This window comes from Dyadobacter frigoris, from assembly GCF_005280585.1.
GTDB lineage: Bacteria > Bacteroidota > Bacteroidia > Cytophagales > Spirosomataceae > Dyadobacter > Dyadobacter frigoris.
Map to the genome: position 1 here is coordinate 23,798 of NZ_SZVO01000019.1, position 19,886 is coordinate 43,683.

At 38.6% G+C, this 19,886-nt stretch carries 17 protein-coding genes; 8 read left to right on the plus strand and 9 right to left on the minus strand.

The annotated features are described in order from the left end of the window. Nucleotides 1-47: 47 nt before the first annotated feature. From FDK13_RS29410 to FDK13_RS29435, 6 genes are all read right to left on the minus strand, one after another. Nucleotides 48-1,499 (minus strand): hypothetical protein, encoded by a 1,452-nt coding sequence (locus FDK13_RS29410; RefSeq protein ID WP_137343601.1) that lies wholly within the window; start codon nt 1,497-1,499, stop codon nt 48-50. Nucleotides 1,500-1,796: 297 nt separating this feature from the next. Further along, nucleotides 1,797-2,798 carry an alpha/beta fold hydrolase gene (locus tag FDK13_RS29415; protein ID WP_137343602.1) on the minus strand — a complete coding sequence of 334 codons (1,002 nt, stop codon included), beginning with the start codon at nt 2,796-2,798 and terminating at the stop codon, nt 1,797-1,799. Between the two features lie 90 nt (nt 2,799-2,888). Continuing rightward, a complete protein-coding gene (locus tag FDK13_RS29420) occupies nt 2,889-4,052 on the minus strand; it encodes an MFS transporter (protein WP_137343603.1) in 1,164 nt (387 codons plus the stop codon). A gap of 328 nt (nt 4,053-4,380) precedes the next feature. Beyond that, complete coding sequence (locus FDK13_RS29425) at nt 4,381-4,800, minus strand: hypothetical protein (RefSeq protein WP_229216271.1); 420 nt, start codon at nt 4,798-4,800, stop codon at nt 4,381-4,383. A gap of 314 nt (nt 4,801-5,114) precedes the next feature. Further along, nucleotides 5,115-5,996 carry a bestrophin family protein gene (locus FDK13_RS29430; protein ID WP_137343605.1) on the minus strand — a complete coding sequence of 294 codons (882 nt, stop codon included), beginning with the start codon at nt 5,994-5,996 and terminating at the stop codon, nt 5,115-5,117. After that, complete coding sequence (locus FDK13_RS29435; RefSeq protein WP_137343606.1) at nt 5,993-6,580, minus strand: 3'-5' exonuclease; 588 nt, start codon at nt 6,578-6,580, stop codon at nt 5,993-5,995. The genes FDK13_RS29430 and FDK13_RS29435 overlap by 4 nt, the downstream gene beginning before the upstream one ends. Before the next feature lie 131 nt (nt 6,581-6,711). Between FDK13_RS29435 and nspC the strand changes: the two genes are divergently transcribed. Continuing rightward, entirely contained in the window at nt 6,712-7,869 is a 1,158-nt protein-coding gene (nspC, locus tag FDK13_RS29440; RefSeq protein WP_137343607.1) for a carboxynorspermidine decarboxylase, read from the plus strand. A gap of 47 nt (nt 7,870-7,916) precedes the next feature. Here nspC and FDK13_RS29445 read toward each other — a convergent pair whose 3' ends face one another. After that, entirely contained in the window at nt 7,917-8,810 is an 894-nt protein-coding gene (locus tag FDK13_RS29445; protein WP_137343608.1) for a PIG-L deacetylase family protein, read from the minus strand. A gap of 292 nt (nt 8,811-9,102) precedes the next feature. Between FDK13_RS29445 and pyrG the strand changes: the two genes are divergently transcribed. The 5 genes from pyrG to FDK13_RS29470 all read left to right on the plus strand — a co-directional run bounded on the left by pyrG (nt 9,103) and on the right by FDK13_RS29470 (nt 16,809). Beyond that, nucleotides 9,103-10,749, plus strand: a complete 1,647-nt coding sequence (gene pyrG, locus FDK13_RS29450; RefSeq protein ID WP_137343609.1) for a CTP synthase — start codon at nt 9,103-9,105, stop codon at nt 10,747-10,749. A gap of 96 nt (nt 10,750-10,845) precedes the next feature. Further along, complete coding sequence (gene yidC, locus FDK13_RS29455; protein WP_137343610.1) at nt 10,846-12,669, plus strand: membrane protein insertase YidC; 1,824 nt, start codon at nt 10,846-10,848, stop codon at nt 12,667-12,669. Between the two features lie 121 nt (nt 12,670-12,790). Next, nucleotides 12,791-14,497: an ABC transporter substrate-binding protein gene (locus tag FDK13_RS29460; protein ID WP_137343611.1), complete on the plus strand. Its 1,707-nt coding sequence runs from the start codon at nt 12,791-12,793 to the stop codon at nt 14,495-14,497. Nucleotides 14,498-14,504: 7 nt separating this feature from the next. Further along, nucleotides 14,505-15,797 (plus strand): glutamate-1-semialdehyde 2,1-aminomutase, encoded by a 1,293-nt coding sequence (hemL, locus tag FDK13_RS29465; protein WP_137343718.1) that lies wholly within the window; start codon nt 14,505-14,507, stop codon nt 15,795-15,797. Nucleotide 15,798: 1 nt separating this feature from the next. Next, complete coding sequence (locus tag FDK13_RS29470) at nt 15,799-16,809, plus strand: glycosyltransferase family 2 protein (protein ID WP_137343612.1); 1,011 nt, start codon at nt 15,799-15,801, stop codon at nt 16,807-16,809. A gap of 45 nt (nt 16,810-16,854) precedes the next feature. Here FDK13_RS29470 and FDK13_RS29475 read toward each other — a convergent pair whose 3' ends face one another. Then, the gene (locus FDK13_RS29475) at nt 16,855-17,625 is read right to left on the minus strand and encodes a class I SAM-dependent methyltransferase (RefSeq protein ID WP_137343613.1); all 771 of its coding nucleotides are present in this window, start codon (nt 17,623-17,625) and stop codon (nt 16,855-16,857) included. Nucleotides 17,626-17,684: 59 nt separating this feature from the next. Here FDK13_RS29475 and FDK13_RS29480 point away from each other — a divergent pair, with 59 nt between their 5' ends. Beyond that, complete coding sequence (locus tag FDK13_RS29480; protein ID WP_137343614.1) at nt 17,685-18,074, plus strand: hypothetical protein; 390 nt, start codon at nt 17,685-17,687, stop codon at nt 18,072-18,074. A 41-nt stretch (nt 18,075-18,115) separates the two neighbouring features. Here FDK13_RS29480 and FDK13_RS35595 read toward each other — a convergent pair whose 3' ends face one another. Then, on the minus strand, nt 18,116-18,340 hold the full coding sequence (locus FDK13_RS35595; protein ID WP_170982949.1) for a hypothetical protein: 225 nt from the start codon (nt 18,338-18,340) through the stop codon (nt 18,116-18,118). A gap of 162 nt (nt 18,341-18,502) precedes the next feature. Here FDK13_RS35595 and hisS point away from each other — a divergent pair, with 162 nt between their 5' ends. Further along, nucleotides 18,503-19,861: a histidine--tRNA ligase gene (gene hisS, locus FDK13_RS29485; RefSeq protein ID WP_137343615.1), complete on the plus strand. Its 1,359-nt coding sequence runs from the start codon at nt 18,503-18,505 to the stop codon at nt 19,859-19,861. Nucleotides 19,862-19,886: the final 25 nt, after the last annotated feature.

The window sequence follows — 19,886 nt, forward strand, 5'->3', positions numbered from 1 at the left end:
TGGTCGAATTGCGTTAACGCTGATTTTATTTTCTCCCGGCTTGTTTGTCAGGGTTTGCGTTTGTAAATCCTGACTCCTTCAATATTTTCGATCAGAGAGTAATACTTATTTACGTAATTTCTGATTTGCGGTATATTGTTGTGCGGAGAAAGAATTTTAGCAAAGGTGGAATAACCTTCCGGCTGGGTAACATCTACAAAAACAGACGGTTTGTTTTTTCTAATATCGTTTAAAAAATCGGTGGTCCAGTACGGAATTAATCTTGATTTCAGGGCAAAATGAAAACTGTGTGCATCACGATATCCCATGGGTCTTTGAGCCCTGACATACAATTGATCGCGCCATCCCCAGACAACAACCGGCTCGTCGTGCCTCGAATTTTTTCTAATGCTGGCTATTATTTTTTGATCAAGATGCGCGTGAATGGCAAGCAGGCTTTTTTCTTTTAAAAGTAGATTTTTACCAGCTATAATTGTTCCGCTTACAAGAAAGAAAAGCAGGCAATATTTTTGGACGATTGCAGGTGATATTGAAATAATAATTCCTGTAAAAAGGGTAACCGGAACCCATAAGTACAACTTGTAATGACCGAAAGAATTTCCCGATTGTAAAATGGCATACAAACAAACAAAAATATAGAGTAAGGAGAAGAAGAAGAAATTTTTCTGCCGTGCAGAGGTAGGCTGGCGTTTAATAACGTTTGCGATAACGCCAAGTGATATGATGATCGTTGCAGCTAAAAAGTACCATTTTGAATCATCATAAAAATAAATAAACCTGAAAATTCTTACCAGATTGAAACGGTCACCAATGGGAACATCTGAAAATTGGGTTGTATAGGCATAGTAGAAATAATTCCAGAAGTAATTATTCCAAAAGATCATCAGACTTCCTTGCGAAAAGTAATACAGATTGATCAGGATAGTAGGGAGAAGTCCTCCGATAATAAGAATTAAAGCACTTTTCCAGCGTTTTTGTATCAGTATTTCAATTAAGAGTGCCGTGGTAATAAAAATTCCCATGGGTACATTTTGGAATTTTACATAAACGAGACTTCCCATTAGAATGCCAAATACCAGTAGTCCCGGATTGTTTTTCCACTGACCATCACAATAAGACAAATATGCATAGGTAGAAGCCGTGAGCATCAGAACGCTTAGCTGCTCTGAATTGTAGGCAGTGTAATCAGAAACGAAAGTAGTTCCAATTAGTAAACAAAAGCCCCAAATTAGAATGAGGCTGGTTTGTTTTGAAAGAAAAAGATCAAAAATTTTATATAGAAAAAATGTGGTCGCCAACCAGAATATAAGTCCGATGCATTCCGAAACAACATAACCCACATTTATTCCAAGTTTGGATACAAGGACAAGAGGAAGAACCGTTAACGGGCGAGAATCCGTGTAATTCAAAAGTGTCCAAAGCCAGGCGGGGTAGTGATTTACTGTATGCATTCCACTAAGCCAGGTGCTGGTATCAATATTGGATTCAACTTCTTCCATATAAAGAAAGCGGATCAAAAAAGTCAAAACGAGGAAACCAACAACGAAAAATTCAGGATTACTGATTGAATTTTTGTTCGGTTTTAAATAGGATTTACCAAGCGAGAATGTGATGAAAAGTAATACCGAGAATAGAATTAATTTAAAGTAAAAATTATATATCATAAAGTATAGAATGCAGGTTTCGCAAGAGTAATATAATCGAAATTAGATTACAATCATACGAATAATAATACTTTTTATCCAATGGCACAAACAGTAACTTATCAAAAAAATTCTATTTCTTTAATAAAGGTTTTATTTATCTGTCAGGAAATTTAAAAGCGGTTTTATGAATTTGTCAAAATCTTCTATGTGAGGAAGGTGACCGATATCATCCAGAGGAACCAGTTGACTATTTTTTATTAAGGTATTTGCCTTTTTTCCAAGTTCGGGATAATTCCCAAGTGTTTTCTGATCTTGTAGAGAGGCCAGATTCTTCCCAACTGAACTCCGGTCTCTCTGACCGATAATCAGCAACGTTGGAGATTTGATATTTTGAATTTCATAAATGACGGGTTGCGTCATAATTAAATCGTAAGTCAGCGCAGAGTTCCAGGCGATTCCTGGATAGTCCTTATTTAAAGTCCATCCTGCGTACAGATTTGCCCAATGGGTATAAGCTTCTTTCCACTTCCCATCGTAATAACTGTTAAGCTGATATGTTTTTATGGTTTCAAAATTGCTTTTCAATTCTGTGTGATACCATTTGTCAACAGGTTGATAAGGGATTTTTAACTTATAATCTTCCAAACCCAAAGGGTTAACAAGCACCAGTTTTTCAGCCGTTTCAGGATACATTAAAGTAAAACGCATCGCAACCATCCCACCCATGGAATGTCCCAGAATCGTGGCTGAAGAAATATTTAAGGTGTCGAGGATTTTTTTTGTATTTGCCGCCAGCTGCTGAAATGAGTATTGAAAATGCACAGGCTTGGAAGATTTTCCAAAACCAATCTGATCAGGGATGATGACCCGGAAACCTGACTTTGTTAACGCTTTTGCTGTTTGTTCCCAATACGCGCCATTGAAGTTTTTGCCATGAAGTAACACAATTGTTTTTCCATTAGGTTTTTCCGGCAACACGTCCATATAAGCCATTTTTAATTTTTCTCCCTGTAAATCAAGGAGAAGAAATTTAACAGGAAACGGATATTGATAGTTTTCGAGATTAATGTCCAGATTTCTTAAAGTATCGTTTTGCGCATGTATATGTAATGCCAATAAAAAGCAAACAATGGTAATTAGGGAAGTTTTCATAATTGGAAAATAAAAAAAGCCAGGATGACTAAGTCATTATCCTGGCTAATAAAAATGTACCAATCTATATTGAAACCTGTTCAATCCAAATTATTGGATCAGTTTCGCTTTGGAAGATAAAAGTGTCGTACAAAAAGCTAACATAGCTACAACTGCAAATGAGAAACGAAGATCAGCCATCTGTGCTACGATCCCGATCAGTGGAGGCCCGATAAGGAAACCAATAAAACTGATCGAAGAAACGGCTGCCAAAGCCATTCCGGCAGACATCGTTGTTGATCTTCCGGCTGCGCTATATACAAGCGGAACAACCGATGAAACTCCAAAACCTACAAGTAATAAACCGAAAGTTGCAGTTGCCATGTAAGGTAACAAAACTGCAATTCCTAAACCACCGGCCATAAGTAAGCCACTGATTTGAAGCATTTTCTTTCTTCCGATTTTATTAGCAAGCCAGTCACCAGCGAAACGTCCGCCTGTCATTGTCCCCATAAAAGCAACGTATCCCATTGTTTTCATGGATGCCGGAACTTTTACAACCTCCATGAAATATACACCAGACCAGTCAAACATAGCACCTTCACAAACCATGGCACAAAATCCGATCAGACCAAGCATCAAAAGATCACGGTCCGGTTTTACAAACATGGGCTGCTCTTCATCACTATTTTTCTCGCTGTCAGGCATTGTATGCTTGTAGGCTGTAAATATGATGGCAAAAGCAATAACCGCAATTACCATAAAATGGATTTGTGGCGGAATATTTATTGATATGAAAAAAGTACCGATCATCGCACTTACAAATCCCGCAAGGCTCCAAAGTCCGTGGAAAGAAGCCATGATGGATTTGCCATAAACCTGTTCCACCGCAACAGCTTGTGTATTTACAGCAATGTTACAAAGGTTTCCCCAAAGTCCGAAAGAGAAAAGAACAATGACGAGTTGTTCCGTTCTGGTTGCAAAACCGATGAAGGTTAAAGTAATAGCATAAAGAATAGCTCCGAAAAGTACCATCTTTTTACTGCCGTATTTCGTAACCATCCAGCCCGATACAGGCAAACTCGCCATCAGTCCAAGTGGTAAAGCAAGTAATACTGTTCCCAAACCGCCTTCGGTCAGGTGCAGCATGTTTTTAATATCCGGAATGCGGCTAGCCCAGGCAGCGAAACTTAATCCCTGAACAAAGAAAAAAGCAGCAACGGCCATCCGGAGATATTTTTTTGACTGCGAGGGTGCTAAAATTGAATATGACATAGGTATTAGAGTTGCTCTGTGATTTTCTTAAATGTTATTGGATAGAAAAAATATAACATTTCACAGAATTTATTAATTTCTTTATGGTGTTAAATTGACCGGGCCCAAAACTAAAATTGCCTCTGGTTGATATAAAAACAATATCTGTTCAAATAACATTCCATTAATTTGTATTATTTCAATAATAATAAAAAGCAGTTATTGTATTTATTGAAGAATTTAAAATTTTTCTGAACGATTTTTTTCAAAAGCCACTAAGAAATTAAAAGACAACAAAAAAAAGCCGGCGCTAGAAGCACCGGCTTTTCAGTTTTTAGTTTGAAGTATATTAATCGACAGTAAGGTAACCTAAGGTGTCGGTTTTGCTTTTCAAGTTTGCCACTTCTGATGAAGTGCTGCGCTCAGCAATATTTGGTGTTTTATAATTCCTTGGTGAAATAAGCGGATTGATGTCAACAGCTTCCTTTTTGTACGTTCTTGTAACAACAAGCGGGGTTGCACGTGGCGCATACTTGGGCGTTGTGCTCACATAGCGGGTGTTCTGCTGTTTGCTGTATGACTCAATTGTATTAATATTTGAAACAACAATTCCGTCATTTTTCAAAGCTTTCGCCTTGGCAGCTTTATTAGGATGTTTATAGTTGTGCGTTGACATTCCTGGATCAACAATGCTGGATTGCGCATAAACTGAACCGGAAATAAAACCTGATATAATTATTGCGGCGGATATTAAGAATGATTTTCTCATGATATGGGATGTTTATTGGATTAATGAACAACAATCGCCAAAGGATCAATCGCAATAAACATCAAATTTCAGAGAGTTCTAAATCATGAAAAAACCGTCATTTTTGGAGAAATTTACAAATTGCATATCAAAATAATGATAGAATTGAGAGAAAAGTGCTAATCAAGAAATATTATGTTTCAAAACAATATGTGATTGCCGAAAAAACTGAAATTTATTAGAATGAAGGGAAAATATGCACTTACTTAAAACTTTTTATTTAATGTAAATTTTAATCAGTTTCTAATATTTGACATTAAAATTGTATTAAAAATCTATTTCAACAACGCGTTTGCTGAAAGCTGAATTCCTGCACAAATCCTATCAATTGGCAAATCATTTGCGTCTTCTCCAAAGGGATCTTCAATTTCTTCGGCAATAACTTCCAGGCTTGCCAGGATATAAAATACAAACATTACAAACGGTATCACCAGAAAATGCAGGCTGAAAACGTAGCCGATTGGCAATGTTATACAGTATATGAAGATGAATTTTTTGATAAATGAACTGTAAGATAAAGGAATGGGCGTATTTTTTATGCGCTCGCAAGCACCACAAACATTTGTAAAAGTTTCTAATTCTACATTTAGTACTAAGAGATGCTCGGGGAGGATAAACCCTTTTCGTTGTAATTCAACGGATTTACTGAACAAAGCCGCCGCGATCTGATTTGGAATATGGTCCTCTAAATGTAAATCAGATAGTTTGAATGTGGAAGTCTCGGTAAAACTTTCGGAAAGGAAATGGCCTCTCAAATGATTTTTAAAAGCAAAAGCATAATTGGGAATCATAAGTCGAAAAAACTCCCGTGCTTCTTCATTTTCTTTATCAACCAATGAATTTATTTTTAAGGCAAGATTTCGGCTGCAATTCATTAGCGCGCCCCATTGTCTTCTACCTTCCCACCAGCGGTCATACGCCGTATTTGTCCGGAAAACCAGTAGCATAGAAATAACAAAGCCAAGCAAGGAATGCATCAGGGAAATATTTTTCAAATCCGTGTTTTCACCAATGCGCCAAACTTTAAGGATTAAATAGGACAGGATGGTAGTGTAAACCATGATAGTTAAGATCAATGGCATCAATTTCCTGACCGTATCCGCTTTCTGAAAATAGAATATGTATTTAAACCATTCTTTTGGATTGTAATCAATCATACCAGTTTTACCTTATCTATCAGTTTAAAGAATTCCTTAAAACAACGCGCTGTTAATTGTGCATCTTCCAGTGCATTGTGCGTTTCATCCTCTCTTTCAAAACCAAAATAACCTGAAACCGAACCAAGGCTTAACGAACGAGGAACGGATTGTCCGTTCTTTTCCAGAATTTTGAAGAAAAGATAGGAGACAGTATGTAAGTCAATTTGTTTGTTAGAAAACGGCCAATTAATCTTTTCATTCCGATACGCGAAACGGAGGAAATTGATATCATACACAACACTTTGGCCACAAATAATTACGTTTGAAAGGTTTGGTTTGCCGGAATTTAGTTTTTTGATCCATTTTTCAAATTCCGGAATTACATCAAACATCATAGGTGCATCTTCCAGATCGTCAATTGAAAGTCCATGTACTTCTTCCGATTTTGCGGTAAAGGCTTCTTCATTTTCAGGATAAACGTTTTGAAGATAAGTTCCCATCGAATGCCACTGATCGTCAAAGAATTCAGCCCCGATTTGTATTATTTCATTCCAGCCTGGCTCCGGGCCGGTCATCTCGATATCTAGTACAAGGAAGGGCATAGTTCTATATTATTAATTTGAAATGAAAAACGTAAAATGCAATTTTCGCAAACCAATCTTTTACTTTTGTACGCAAATGTAAATAAACATTGCTTTTAGCTCATTGATTCATCGCTCATTTGTTGATAAAAATGCCAATCGATTACACAAATATCCCGTCTCCCTGTTTTGTTTTAGAGGAAGAATTACTCAGAAAAAACCTTCAATTAATAGATAACGTGCAGAAGGCCGCCGGCTGCAAAATTATTCTTGCGCTCAAAGGTTTCTCAATGTACAGTGCTTTTCCTATTGTAAAAGAATATTTAAGCGGTGCTACGGCGAGCTCATTAAATGAAGTAAAACTGATCAATGATTTCATGGGATATCCGGCACATACCTACATGCCAGCTTACCTTGATAATGAATTTACCGAAATTATGGAACGCAGCAGTTTCATTACTTTCAATTCGTTCAGTCAGTGGGAACGTTTTAAAGAACGAGTTGAGGATTTTAAACTAAATAATCCTGATCATCTTTTATCCTGTGGAATCCGTGTGAATCCGCAGTATTCCGAAGTGGAAACGGATATGTACAATCCGTGTGTTCCGGGTTCACGTTTGGGCGTGACACGAGATAAATTGCCGGATACTTTGCCTGACGGAATCGACGGAATCCATTTTCATTCCCTTTGTGAAAATGATTCTTACACATTAGAAAGAACGTTGGAAGCCTTGGAAACCCGTTTTGCAGATTTATTACATCAGGCAAAATGGCTGAATATGGGCGGCGGACATTTGATGACAAGAGAAGGATATGATACTGAAAAACTTATTGATCTTGTTCAGAAAATCCGTGCTAAATATAATATTGAAGTAATTCTGGAACCCGGTTCTGCTATTGCGTGGAGGACTGGAGAATTAGTTACAACAGTTTTGGATGTTATGGACAGCCAGGGAATTGATGTAGCAATTCTGGATACGTCGTTTGCAGCGCATATGCCTGATACTTTGGAAATGCCTTACAAACCCGTTATTCGTGGCGCTTTTCATGAAGCCCAACGGGGAAAACCAACATACAGAATGGGAGGGATGACTTGTCTCGCAGGTGATTTTATAGGGGATTATTCTTTTGATAAACCGCTGGAAATAGGTGATCAGATTATTTTTGAAGATATGATCCATTATACTATGGTAAAAACGACAACATTTAACGGCGTTAACCTTCCTTCCATTGGTATCTGGCAAAAAAACGAAACTTTTAGATTAATCAGGTCTTTCGGATACGAAAGCTTCAAAGATCGTTTATCATAGGAAAAGCTGACCTTACAGGTGTTAACTCCATCTGTAAGGCCAGTTTTTTAAGGAAGCATTGGGAATAATTTTCTGATTTCTTCGGTTGTTGGCTGCTTTCCGTATTCACATATCTCAAAAACTTCTGCCTGTTTTATTAAATCTGCTTTTTCCTTTCCATACCATTTGTCAAGCGAAACTTTAATTTCCGACGTCACTGCGGACCGCTTTTCCATAGCAGCAAACAGCCACTTTTTACGTTCAACGGTATCTTTCGGAACATTTTCAAGATCCTGATTTGTCCATGGCAGCCATTCATAAAACTGAGAAACGTGAGCATCCAGGCCATTTACTTTTTGTGGTAAGGCAGCAGTGATATCAATAGCAATGTCTGGTCTGAAAGGATTTGGTTTTTGAAAACGATCCCGGAAATAAAGAAATACCGGATTTTTTCTCAATGGTGGTACATCACTGGCAATGTTTGGAACGATGACCAGATATGCTGCATCCTGAACAATCACACCCGTATTTCTGTGATCCGGATGATAATCATTTGTACGGGGCGCAATGACGATATCGGCATTCCATCTTCTTATTTGGCGAATTACTTCCAAACGGTTTTCCAGGGTTGGAAACAATTCACCATCATTATTATGCAACACCTCATACTCTATTCCAAAACGTTTTGCAGCTTCCTGTGCCTCTTTCTGACGGCGGTAATAAAGTTTTCCTTCGCTCATAGTTTGATGACCTTTATCGCCGTTGGTCAGTGAAACGAATTTTACTTTATGGCCCATAGAAGAATAAATCGTTGCAATGCCGCCAGCGCCTAAATCACAATCGTCCGGATGCGCGCCGAATACGATGACTCGGATAGGAGCAGAGACTGACATCTTTGTGTTTTGTGCAAAAAGATTGGTTGCAGACAAAATTGCTAAAACAAGTACAAGATATTTTTTCATAAATTATTTTTTCGTTAAGAAATGGTTTAGTATATGCTAAAATAGTAATAATAATTTATTTCTGAGAGTCCGTCAGAAAGACGTATAAATTGATGGAATTGTATTTTTAGGTTGATAAATAAGGCTAAACACATTCACGGAAATGTTCAAATAATATTTTTTTCATGCTTCATCTTAAAGACTTCCAATCCTTTACAGCACCGAATAGAAATATTTAAGTGGCAAACGGTAAAAATCTGCCTTTTTTGCTGTACTTTTGTATCCCGTAATCATAGAAAAAAAGCAAAGTCTTATGGCTTCCAAAGCACGAAAGACCGCTAAGTACATTTTCGTTACGGGCGGTGTTACATCTTCATTAGGTAAAGGGATAATAGCATCTTCTCTTGCTAAATTGCTGCAAGCCAGAGGGCTTTCAGTTACAATCCAAAAATTCGATCCATACATAAATATTGATCCGGGTACAATGAATCCTTACGAGCATGGCGAATGCTATGTAACGGACGATGGTGCTGAAACGGATCTGGATTTAGGTCACTACGAACGTTTTTTAAATGTCAGTACTTCCCAGGCGAACAACGTCACTACGGGAAGGGTTTATCACAACGTAATCACAGCAGAAAGACGCGGAGATTTTCTTGGTAAAACGGTTCAGGTTGTTCCTCACATCACAGACGAGTTGAAAAGAAATATGATGTTGCTGGGCCAAACCGGTGATTATGATATTGTTATCACAGAAATCGGTGGTTGTGTTGGTGATATTGAATCGCTTCCGTTTTTAGAAGCTGTTCGTCAGATCAAGTTTGAACTTCAACACAATGACACATTAATTATTCACCTGACGCTTATTCCTTATTTGAATTCGGCAGGAGAATTGAAAACAAAACCGACACAACACTCGGTAAGAATGCTGCAGGAATCAGGTATTCAGCCGGATATTCTGGTTTGTCGTACAGAACATCCTTTACCCATTGAACTTCGTAAAAAAATTGCGTTGTTCTGTAACGTTCAGGTTAATTCGGTAATTGAAGCAATGGACGCAGATACAATTTATGCTGTTCCATTATTGATGTTAAAAGAAAGATTGGATCAACGTGCGTTGTATATGCTTGACATATATAATGACAAAGATGTGGATCTCGATGCATGGAAAACTTTCCTGTCGAGACTGAAAAATCCGATTGATGCGATTAAAATCGGTCTGGTAGGAAAATATGTAGAGTTACACGATGCTTACAAATCTATTGTTGAATCTTTTATTCACGCTGGTTCTGCCAATGAATGTAAAGTAACTATCGAATGGATTCACTCTGAGAGCCTTACGCCTGAGAACGTAGTTGAAAAACTTGCAAATCTGGACGGTGTTCTGGTTGCTCCGGGTTTTGGAGAAAGAGGTATTGACGGAAAAATTGAAGCCATTCAGTATGTGCGTGAAAACGGAATTCCTTTCTTCGGAATTTGTCTTGGTATGCAAATGGCGGTTATCGAGTATGCCCGTAACGTGGTAGGACTTGAAGGCGCGCATTCCGTTGAAATGGATGCTACCACGGAACATCCTGTGATCAATTTAATGGAAGATCAGAAAGATGTTTCTAACAAAGGAGGTACAATGCGTCTGGGCGCTTATCCTTGCCGTTTGAAAAAAGATTCTTTGGCAAACCGTATTTACGGAAAACTAAATATCAAAGAACGTCATCGTCACCGTTATGAATTCAATAACAAATATCTGAAAGCTTTTGAAGACAAAGGTTTGATGGCTACAGGTATTAATCCGGATAATAATCTGGTTGAAATGGTTGAGTTACCAGGGCATCCTTTTTATGTTGGTGTACAATTTCACCCTGAATTGAAAAGTACTGTCATGAATCCGCATCCGCTTTTTGTTAATTTCGTTAAAGCTGCGCTTACTTATTCACTTGAAAAACGGTCTGTTATATCCTGATTTGATCTAATCATGTAATCAGGAAAGTCAATCAGGAAAAACTTATTACCTTTGCCCTCCTGATGGGGCAATATCTTCAATAATTTTTAGTTAAGAATGGATAAAAATTTTATAATCGGCTTAGTACTTATAATGCTAATGCTGGTAGGTTATCAGTTTCTGGTTCCAAAACCGGTTGAGCCCGCGCCGATAACCCAAGTAAATAGTGACTCTGCAAAGTCCGTAACTGTTAAGGGTGCACTGGCATCAGATTCTACACAAGCGGTTGCATCAGCTGGTGATACTTCAGCAGTAAAAATTGCCCCGCAGGATCTTGTTATCGAAACAACGGATTCTCGTATTGTTTTCACAAATAAGGGTGGGATTCTGAAGGAAGTTATGTTGAAAAAATACAAAACTTTTGACCAGAAACCGCTTTTCCTTATTCTTGAAAACCATAATAAATTTCAAATTGAATTTCCTACTCAGGCGGGTAATGTAAATTTGGCTGAGCTGTATTTCACAACCACGTCCACCGGTAAAACACTGGCTGCAAAAGATTCTGCCATTATTTCTTATCGTACAGATTTGGGTAAAGGCCAGTTTGTGGAGCAGAATTACGTTGTTCATGGTTCTGGTTATGTTATCAATTACGGCATTAAGTCAAACAGTCTGGTTGCAGGAGATAAGACAATTCAGTTTGACTGGAAAAACGATCTTTTGAAGCTTGAAAATGACATGAACGAAAACCGCAAGGCGATCACTGTCAATTATTACACAGACGGTTTGCACAGCCTTTCGCAAAGCCCCACTGCCAATGAAGAAGCAAAAGCAGAAGAGCCTGTTAAGTGGTTTACGATTAAACACAAGTATTTCCTTGCCGGTTTGATTGCTGAAAAACATCCGTTTACCAATGTTGATGTAAAAACAATAGTAAATGTAAATGACACGACAATTGTAAAAACGGCAAATGTTGCTGCTTCCATACCCATGTTGGCCGTTCAGAAAAACGAAGCCAATTTCCAGTTTTATATTGGTCCAAACGATTACCATATCGTTCAGACAGTTAAGGCTGAAAACTTCGATCAGAACGTTTACTTGGGATATGCATTCCTTAAACCGATCAACAAATTCTTCCTTGTTCCTTTGTTTAACTTTCTGGAAGGGTTTATTTCTAACTATGGTTTGCTGATTATCTGTCTTGTATTATTTGTAAAAACGTTGCTTACGCCGCTGACTTACAAATCTTACATCAGTATGGCGAAGATGAAATTGCTCGCGCCAGAGCTGGAAGAACTGAAAGCAAAAAATCCGGATGATGCTGCAAAACAACAGCAGGATCAAATGAAATTGTATCAGGAAGTAGGTGTTAGTCCGTTAAGTGGCTGTATTCCGGTACTTGCTACGATGCCAATTTTGTTTTCGCTCTTCTTTTTATTCCCGAATTTAATTGAATTGCGGCAACAGCATTTCCTTTGGGCAAGCGATTTGTCGACATATGATTCATTCATAAAACTTCCTGTTTCGCTTCCTTTTTATGGTAATCACGTAAGTTTGTTTACCATCATGATGACGATTTCAAGTATCGGATATGCTTATTATAACAACCAGATTACACCAACACAGCCTGGGCCGGTTAACATGAAAATGTTGAGTTACATCATGCCGTTGATGTTTATGTTTGTTCTTAACTCATTCCCTGCCGGTTTGACGTTCTACTATTTTGTTTCAAACGTCGTTACAATCGGTCAGCAGTTGTTGATCAAAAAGTTTGTGAACGAAGATAAGATCAGAAATATTCTGGAAGAAAACCGCAAGAAAAATGCGAATGGTGAAAAGAAGGAAACCAAGTTCCAAAAATATCTTGCAAAGTCTCTTCAAGCTGCCGATGAAGCGAAAAAGAAACAAGCTGACTTAGAAAAACGTACGAAACGTAAGTAATAAAGGGTTTTTACAAAAGAAAAGAGGGCAATGTTTCGGATGGAAACATTGCCCGTTTCTTTTTCCCTTAAAACGGTTTTCGTAATTTGACCCACCAAATTCAACAACGACTGAAAGCCCAATGAGAATTTTCGTTCTTTTAATAATCATTATCAGTTCTGGTTTTAGCAATTTTTCATTTGCTCAAACTGCCGATCTTAATGAAAACAAATACAAAGCAGCTGTATCAGACCTAAAACAAGGTCGTTACAGTATTGCTATTGAAAAATTTGCTCCCTTAACAACAACCAATATCCAGGCGCCCTATTCTCCATATGCCCATTATTATTATGCATTATCCGCATATCAGCTGAAAAGGTACAGGGAAAGTAAACAAATGCTTCTTCAGCTTGTGAGCCGTTATCCGGGTTGGAACAAGATCAACGATGCGTATTATCTGCTTGGTGCGAATAATCTTGCAACGGAGCAATACAAAGAAGGACTTGGTTTTTTACAGCGAATTAAAGAGTCTTCATATAATAAGGATGTGCAAGGTTTGAAGCAACATTATTTTGGCGAAATTCGTGATCTTGCAAAACTGAGAGATATTCAGAAACAATATCCGGAAGATCGCGACATTGCCATTGCTTTAATTCAATCCATTGAACACGCTCCATCTTCTACGAAAACGGATTTGATGCAGGCAAGTCAGCTTAGTGCAGATTTCAAAGTAAGTGGAAAAGAGAAAATCGAAAAAACGGAAGGGCCTGAAAAAAGTATTCCGAAACGTGAAAATCAATGGGAGAAAGGTTATTTCAATGTAGCGGTTTTGCTTCCATTTCGTCTTGACGAGTTTGGTAGTTCTAAAAAACGGACCAATCAATTTGCTTACGATTATTATCTGGGTCTTGTTCAGGCTAAACAGCAGCTGGATACAGAAGGAATTAAAGTAAATCTATGGGCTTATGATGTCAGCAACGATGAAAAGTCCATGAAAATGATTGTCGGTAATACCGACTTTCAGCAATCGGATCTCGTTATTGGTCCTTTATATCCAAACACTTTTGAGGTTGCAGCAAACTATGTATCAGGTACAAATTTGTATATGCTGAATCCGCTTTCAACAGATGCTAATGTGGTAAAACATGGAGAAAATACTTTTCTTGCACATCCTTCCATTCCTTTTCAGGTTCAAAAGGCTGCTGAATGGATGAAAACGGTTGCTCCGGGTCCATCCGTAGCAATTTATTATGGAGGAAGCGCCAAAGATTCCATGATGGCATTTTCTTATGCCAGTGAATTTACATCACGGGGTGGTAAGGTGATACAAATGCTCAAAATTATCCCGGATCGTGAATGGCTGCAAAATAAAATTTCATCTTTTGAAACCAATAAACCTTCTCACATAGCACTTTTTTCTTCTGACGGAAATTCGGGTGCTCCGTTAATTGAAGTGTTAAATGATCGTAAATTAATCGCAATACCTATTGTAGCAACATCAGGAAGTTTTAATACGCAGCAGTCGCGCTTGGGCAAATACGGTTCTCGTTTATATTTAATTGAAACAGATCATATTGACCGCGAAAAAGAAAATGTTCGTGAATTTCAAAAAGCTTATTGGACACAAACAAATACTTTTCCGTCGGCCTATTCTTATCAGGGCTACGATCAATTGCTTTTCTTTGGCCGAATGCTTGCTAAATATAAAGATGGGTTGAAAAAAGGCCTTGAAATGAGACGGTATGACGATGATTACCTTCTTTCCGGTTTTGATTTTACCAAATCACGCGAAAACCAGATTTCACCAATATTAAAATATAGTGGTACCAAATGGGTACCTGTCAGATAATCACATGATGAATATTTCAACAAGTCAGGCCTTATTTGAAAAGGCACAGCATTTTATTCCGGGTGGTGTAAATTCGCCCGTTCGTGCATTTCGTGCGGTAGGAGGCTCGCCGATTTTTATCAAATCAGCAAAAGGACCTTATGTTTATGATGAAGACGATAATGAATACATAGAATTAATTAATTCATGGGGGCCGATGATCTTAGGCCACGGAAATGAATTAATCCAAAAAGCGGTTTCTGATGCCATTCAGCATTCTTTTTCTTTTGGTGCACCTACAAGAAGAGAGGTGGAAATGGCGGAATTAATTACTACCATGGTGCCTTCCATTGAGAAAGTACGAATGGTAAATTCCGGTACCGAAGCTACGATGTCAGCAATTCGCGTTGCCCGTGGTTTTACGGGTCGTGATAAAATCATCAAGTTTGAAGGTTGTTACCATGGTCACGGTGATAGTTTTTTAATAGCGGCCGGTAGTGGCGCCGTAACTTTCGGAACTCCCGATAGTCCCGGCGTTACAAAAGGTGTTGCGAATGATACGTTAACGGCTCCTTATAACGATCTGGCGGCTGTTCAGAAACTTGTTGATGCGAATAAAGGCCACATTGCAGCGCTTATTCTGGAACCTGTTGTTGGTAACATGGGTTGCGTTTTACCTGCGGAAGGTTTTCTGGAAGGACTTCGCAAGATTTGCGATGAAGAAGGTATCGTTTTTATTTTTGATGAAGTAATGACGGGTTTTCGCCTTTCCAAAGGCGGAGCTCAGGAAAGATTTGGCATTAAACCGGATTTAACGACGCTTGGAAAAATTATTGGCGGCGGTATGCCTGTTGGCGCTTACGGTGGAAAAGCGGAAATTATGAACTGGGTTTCTCCGTTGGGGCCGGTTTATCAGGCCGGGACTTTATCAGGAAATCCTATTGCTATGGCTGCTGGTTTAACGATGTTGAATTATTTAAATGAGCATCCGGAAGTATATACAAAACTGGAATTGTCGGGCCATAAGCTGGTTAACGGTTTTACCAATTCGATGAAAAAACTTGGATTGAATTACACGATCAATAGCATCGGATCCATGTATACTTTGTTCTTTACGGATCAGGCTGTGACGGATTTTCCTTCTGCGAAATCGTCAAATCTTCCATTGTTTGGAAAATATTTCCACGCCATGCTGGATCGGGGAATTTACATGGGACCATCTCAGTTTGAAAGTATGTTTTTGTCTACCGCGCTGGAAAACAGTCATATTGATAGAATTATTGAAGCAAACGAAGAATCGCTTAAAGAAGTAATTGGATAATATGCGTAAATATTCTGTCATAATTCCTGTGTATAATCGTCCTGATGAATTGCAGGAATTATTGACTTGTCTGGCTACCCAGGCTTATAAAAACTTTGAGGTAATTATTATTGAAGATGGTTCGAAAGTAAAATCGGATCTCATCGTTCAGTCATTTCAACAGAAACTTGATATCCATTATTTTTATAAAGAAAACGGCGGACAGGGTTTTGCAAGAAATACCGGTTTTGAAAAAGCCAGTGGTAATTACTTTATTCTCCTGGATTCTGATGCGTTGATTGAGCCTGATTATCTGTCGGTTGTCGATCAAAAATTAAATTTGGATTTTGTCGATTTATACGGCGGGCCGGATACGGACCATCCTTCTTTTTCGCCAATTCAAAAAGCAATCAGCTATTCTATGACTTCCTTTATCACAACCGGAGGAATTCGTGGAAAAAAGAATAACATGGGCGGGATCTTTCATCCACGCAGTTTCAATATGGGCCTTTCACGTGCTGTTTACGAACTTACGGGAGGTTTTCAAACGAGTAGGATGGGTGAGGATATTTTATTCAGCATAGGTGCCTTACGTCTGGGATTCCGGTCCGCATTAATTCCCGAAGCTTTTATTTATCACAAAAGAAGAACCGAGTTCGCACAGTTTTTCAGACAGTTGAAATTTTTCGGCCGTGCACGGATTAATATTGCCCGTTTCTACCCTGAGGAATTAAAACTCGTTCATACCATTCCATTTCTTTTTACGGCCGGTGTGATCAGTATTCCTTTTTGGTTCTGGATTTTCAAGCCCTTTTTTTATCTGGGTATTGCCGGTGTTTTGTTGATTATAGTGGCTTTGTTTTTTGACGCATTGCGTTCAACAAAAAGTGTAAAAGTGGCTTTTTTAGGAATTATAGCTGCTTTTGTACAGCTATTTGGATATGGAACCGGTTTTATTCAGGAAGGCTGGACGCGTATTTGGGAAAAAAAATCGCACCGGGAAACCGGCGCGACTATTGAATATCCTTCATGATTTATTGAAAGCAGTAGCACAAAATGCTGCTTTCAAACTTCAATTCTATTTTTGACAGAAATAAACTATTTCCTGACTTGGCAACGAATAGCGTTTTACTTCCGCAGGCGTTAATTGATCCATTACAAAACGGTCTTCTTTAACCGTAAATCCGCCTTTCTCTAATTCTCTTCCATAGTTTCTTCCAAAAAGTCGTAAATGATCGTTTTGAAGAAAATGTATTTCACGTTCACGGGGATCAGTGATGGTAGCATCTTCGTAAGTAAATTCGTACCTTAAATCCTGCGGTGACTGGATTAACGCCCAGCCTCCCGGTTTTAATACACGGTGTAATTCACTCATGGCTCTGATATAATCGTCCACATGTTCCATCACGTGGTTACAAAAGGCAACATCGAACGTATTGTCAGGAAAAGGAATATCATGGATGTCCATTTTCACTTTTGCAAGAGGAGATTCAATATCCCCCGTTATATAATCAAGATTTTTCATGTGCTCGAAACGGTCGATAAAACAGTATTCCGGAGCGACATGCAAAACTTTAAGATCTGCGCTAAAAAAGTTGGTTTTGCGTTTTAAATATAAACCCATTAAACGATGTCTTTCCAGAGATAAGCAGTTGGGGCAAAGTGCATTATCTCTGCTGGAAGTGTTTCTCCCATAAGGTAAAAACTGCCGGTAATGGCTGTTGCAAACGGGGCATTCTACCTTATTTCCAATGTAAAAAATGCTCAAAAAACGAGCTACCCAGTGGCCGATTAGTTGCAGATAGGGACGAGGAATATAACGTAAAACTAAACTTATGATGGCTTTCATTAAACCAATTGATTAAAAATTAATAATTTTATGTTCTTACGAGGTAACAATTACTTAAAATGATCCCAGATATCAACCCAAAACCGCCAGGAGCACAACTTATTAAACGAATGTCAACGCGTACCAAGTGGCTTATACTTGCTCCGCTCGGACTTGTTTTATTCAGTTTTGGCCTGTGCGTACTTAGCGAGGCCGCGCATCAGCGTCGTATTGGCCAGCCGGCACAGGTGTGGGTGTTGCTGGGATTGTATAGTCTGGCATTAATAAATACCGGACTTGTTTTTTTCGGCGAGGCTTTACGGTTTCGTATACTTTTGGATGTTCGCCGGGAGACCCGTCGCAGTATGCGTCAGCTCCTGCGGAAAGTTAATGCAAAAGCACTTCGCAAAGAACCTGTCCGAAAAGGCAAATCCGACAAAAAAACAAAAAGCCCTACCAAAACAGATTGACAGGGACTTGTTGATAACTTTGTATCGGAGAGGCGATTTGATTATTGCTTGTTAGCTTCAAACTGTGCTTTTATTGCCTCAACATCGACGTTTCTTACTTCTGGCTTACGCAAAAGATTCTTGATAGTAGCTGTACGATTATTTGCCACAGCTTTATTTCTACGACTCTTACGTTTTAATTCCGTAACTCCCATTTTAAAATTATTGTTTTGTGAAAGAGCCGCAAAATTAGTAATAATTACGTAAATAAAGTAGCAAATAGTCATAAAAATTGCATAACCTCTCTAACTTTACATTTTTAAATGCTGGTGCATTTGATTTAGCAGCCCCGATTTTCGACTGGATTTGTTATCTGTCAGTCAAAAATTGTATTCCGGGGAACTAAACTTTTATGGCAGCCATTGACTATTTGAAGAATTTAGAATTAAATGAGTAAACCAAGCCTTGCCCGCGGCACCCGTGACTTCGGTCCCGAACAAATGGTGAAACGCACCTTTATATTTGATACGATCCGTCGCTCTTTTCAACGTTACGGATTTCAGCCTCTGGAAACGCCGGCTTTTGAAAACCTTTCTGTTTTGATGGGGAAATATGGCGATGAAGGAGATCAGCTTCTTTTCAAATTGTTGAATTCAGGAAATTTTAGTGAAAAATTAACTGAAACGGATTTGAATGCGGGGTATAAACCATTGACTACCAAGATTTCCGAAAAAGGTCTGCGTTATGATCTTACCGTTCCTTTTGCCCGTTATGTGGTGATGAACCGCGGGACTTTGGTTATGCCATTTAAGCGTTATCAGATTCAGCCGGTTTGGAGAGCAGACCGTCCACAGAAGGGCCGTTACCGGGAATTTTATCAATGTGATGCGGATGTGGTTGGGACGGAATCTTTGCTTTGTGAAGCAGAAATTGTTTTACTGCTGCATGATATTTTGCCTCAGTTAGGCATTGACGATTTTACGGTTAAAATCAATAACAGGAAAATCCTGACCGGAATTGCGGATATGATCGGTGCGCATGGAGAGGAAGGGACACTTTGTGTTGCGATTGACAAACTTGATAAAATCGGAAAAGATAAAGTTGTTGATGAATTGCGGGAACGTAATTTTTCCGAAGAGAGCATAAATTTACTTGATCCGGTTTTTTCTATAACTAGTGGAGAAAATCCGTTTGCTGATCTGAGAAGCTGGCTTGCTACTTCTGAAATTGGATTAAAGGGTATTGATGAACTGGAACAGGTTTGGCAAATGGTTGAATCGCTTGGTTTGAAAAATCCACGGATTCAGTTTGACGTAACACTTGCCAGAGGTTTGTCGTATTACACAGGCGCAATCTTTGAGGTGAAGGCAAATAATGTCCAGATCGGCAGTATTTGTGGTGGAGGACGATATGATAATCTTACAGGTACTTTTGGTGTTCCCGGAATATCAGGCGTTGGAATTTCTTTGGGCGTTGACCGGATTTATGATGTGATGGAAGAATTGAATCTTTTTCCTGAAAATCAGACGATCAGTACCCAAGTGATGATTTCAAATTTTGATAAGGAAGCTTTCAAATATGGTTTGTCTGTTTTGCCAAAATTACGCGAAGCCGGACTGAATGCCGAGATGTATCCCGATTCTGTCAAATTGAAAAAACAGCTGGATTATGCTGATCGTAAGAATATTCCGTTTGTAATCCTGATCGGGTCTGAGGAAATGAGCACTGGTCAGCTTACATTGAAAAATATGAAAACAGGTGAACAGCAAAAAGGAACGATTGAAGAATTGATCGCCGCTGTGAATTAATAGATTTAAAAATAACAATAGAATT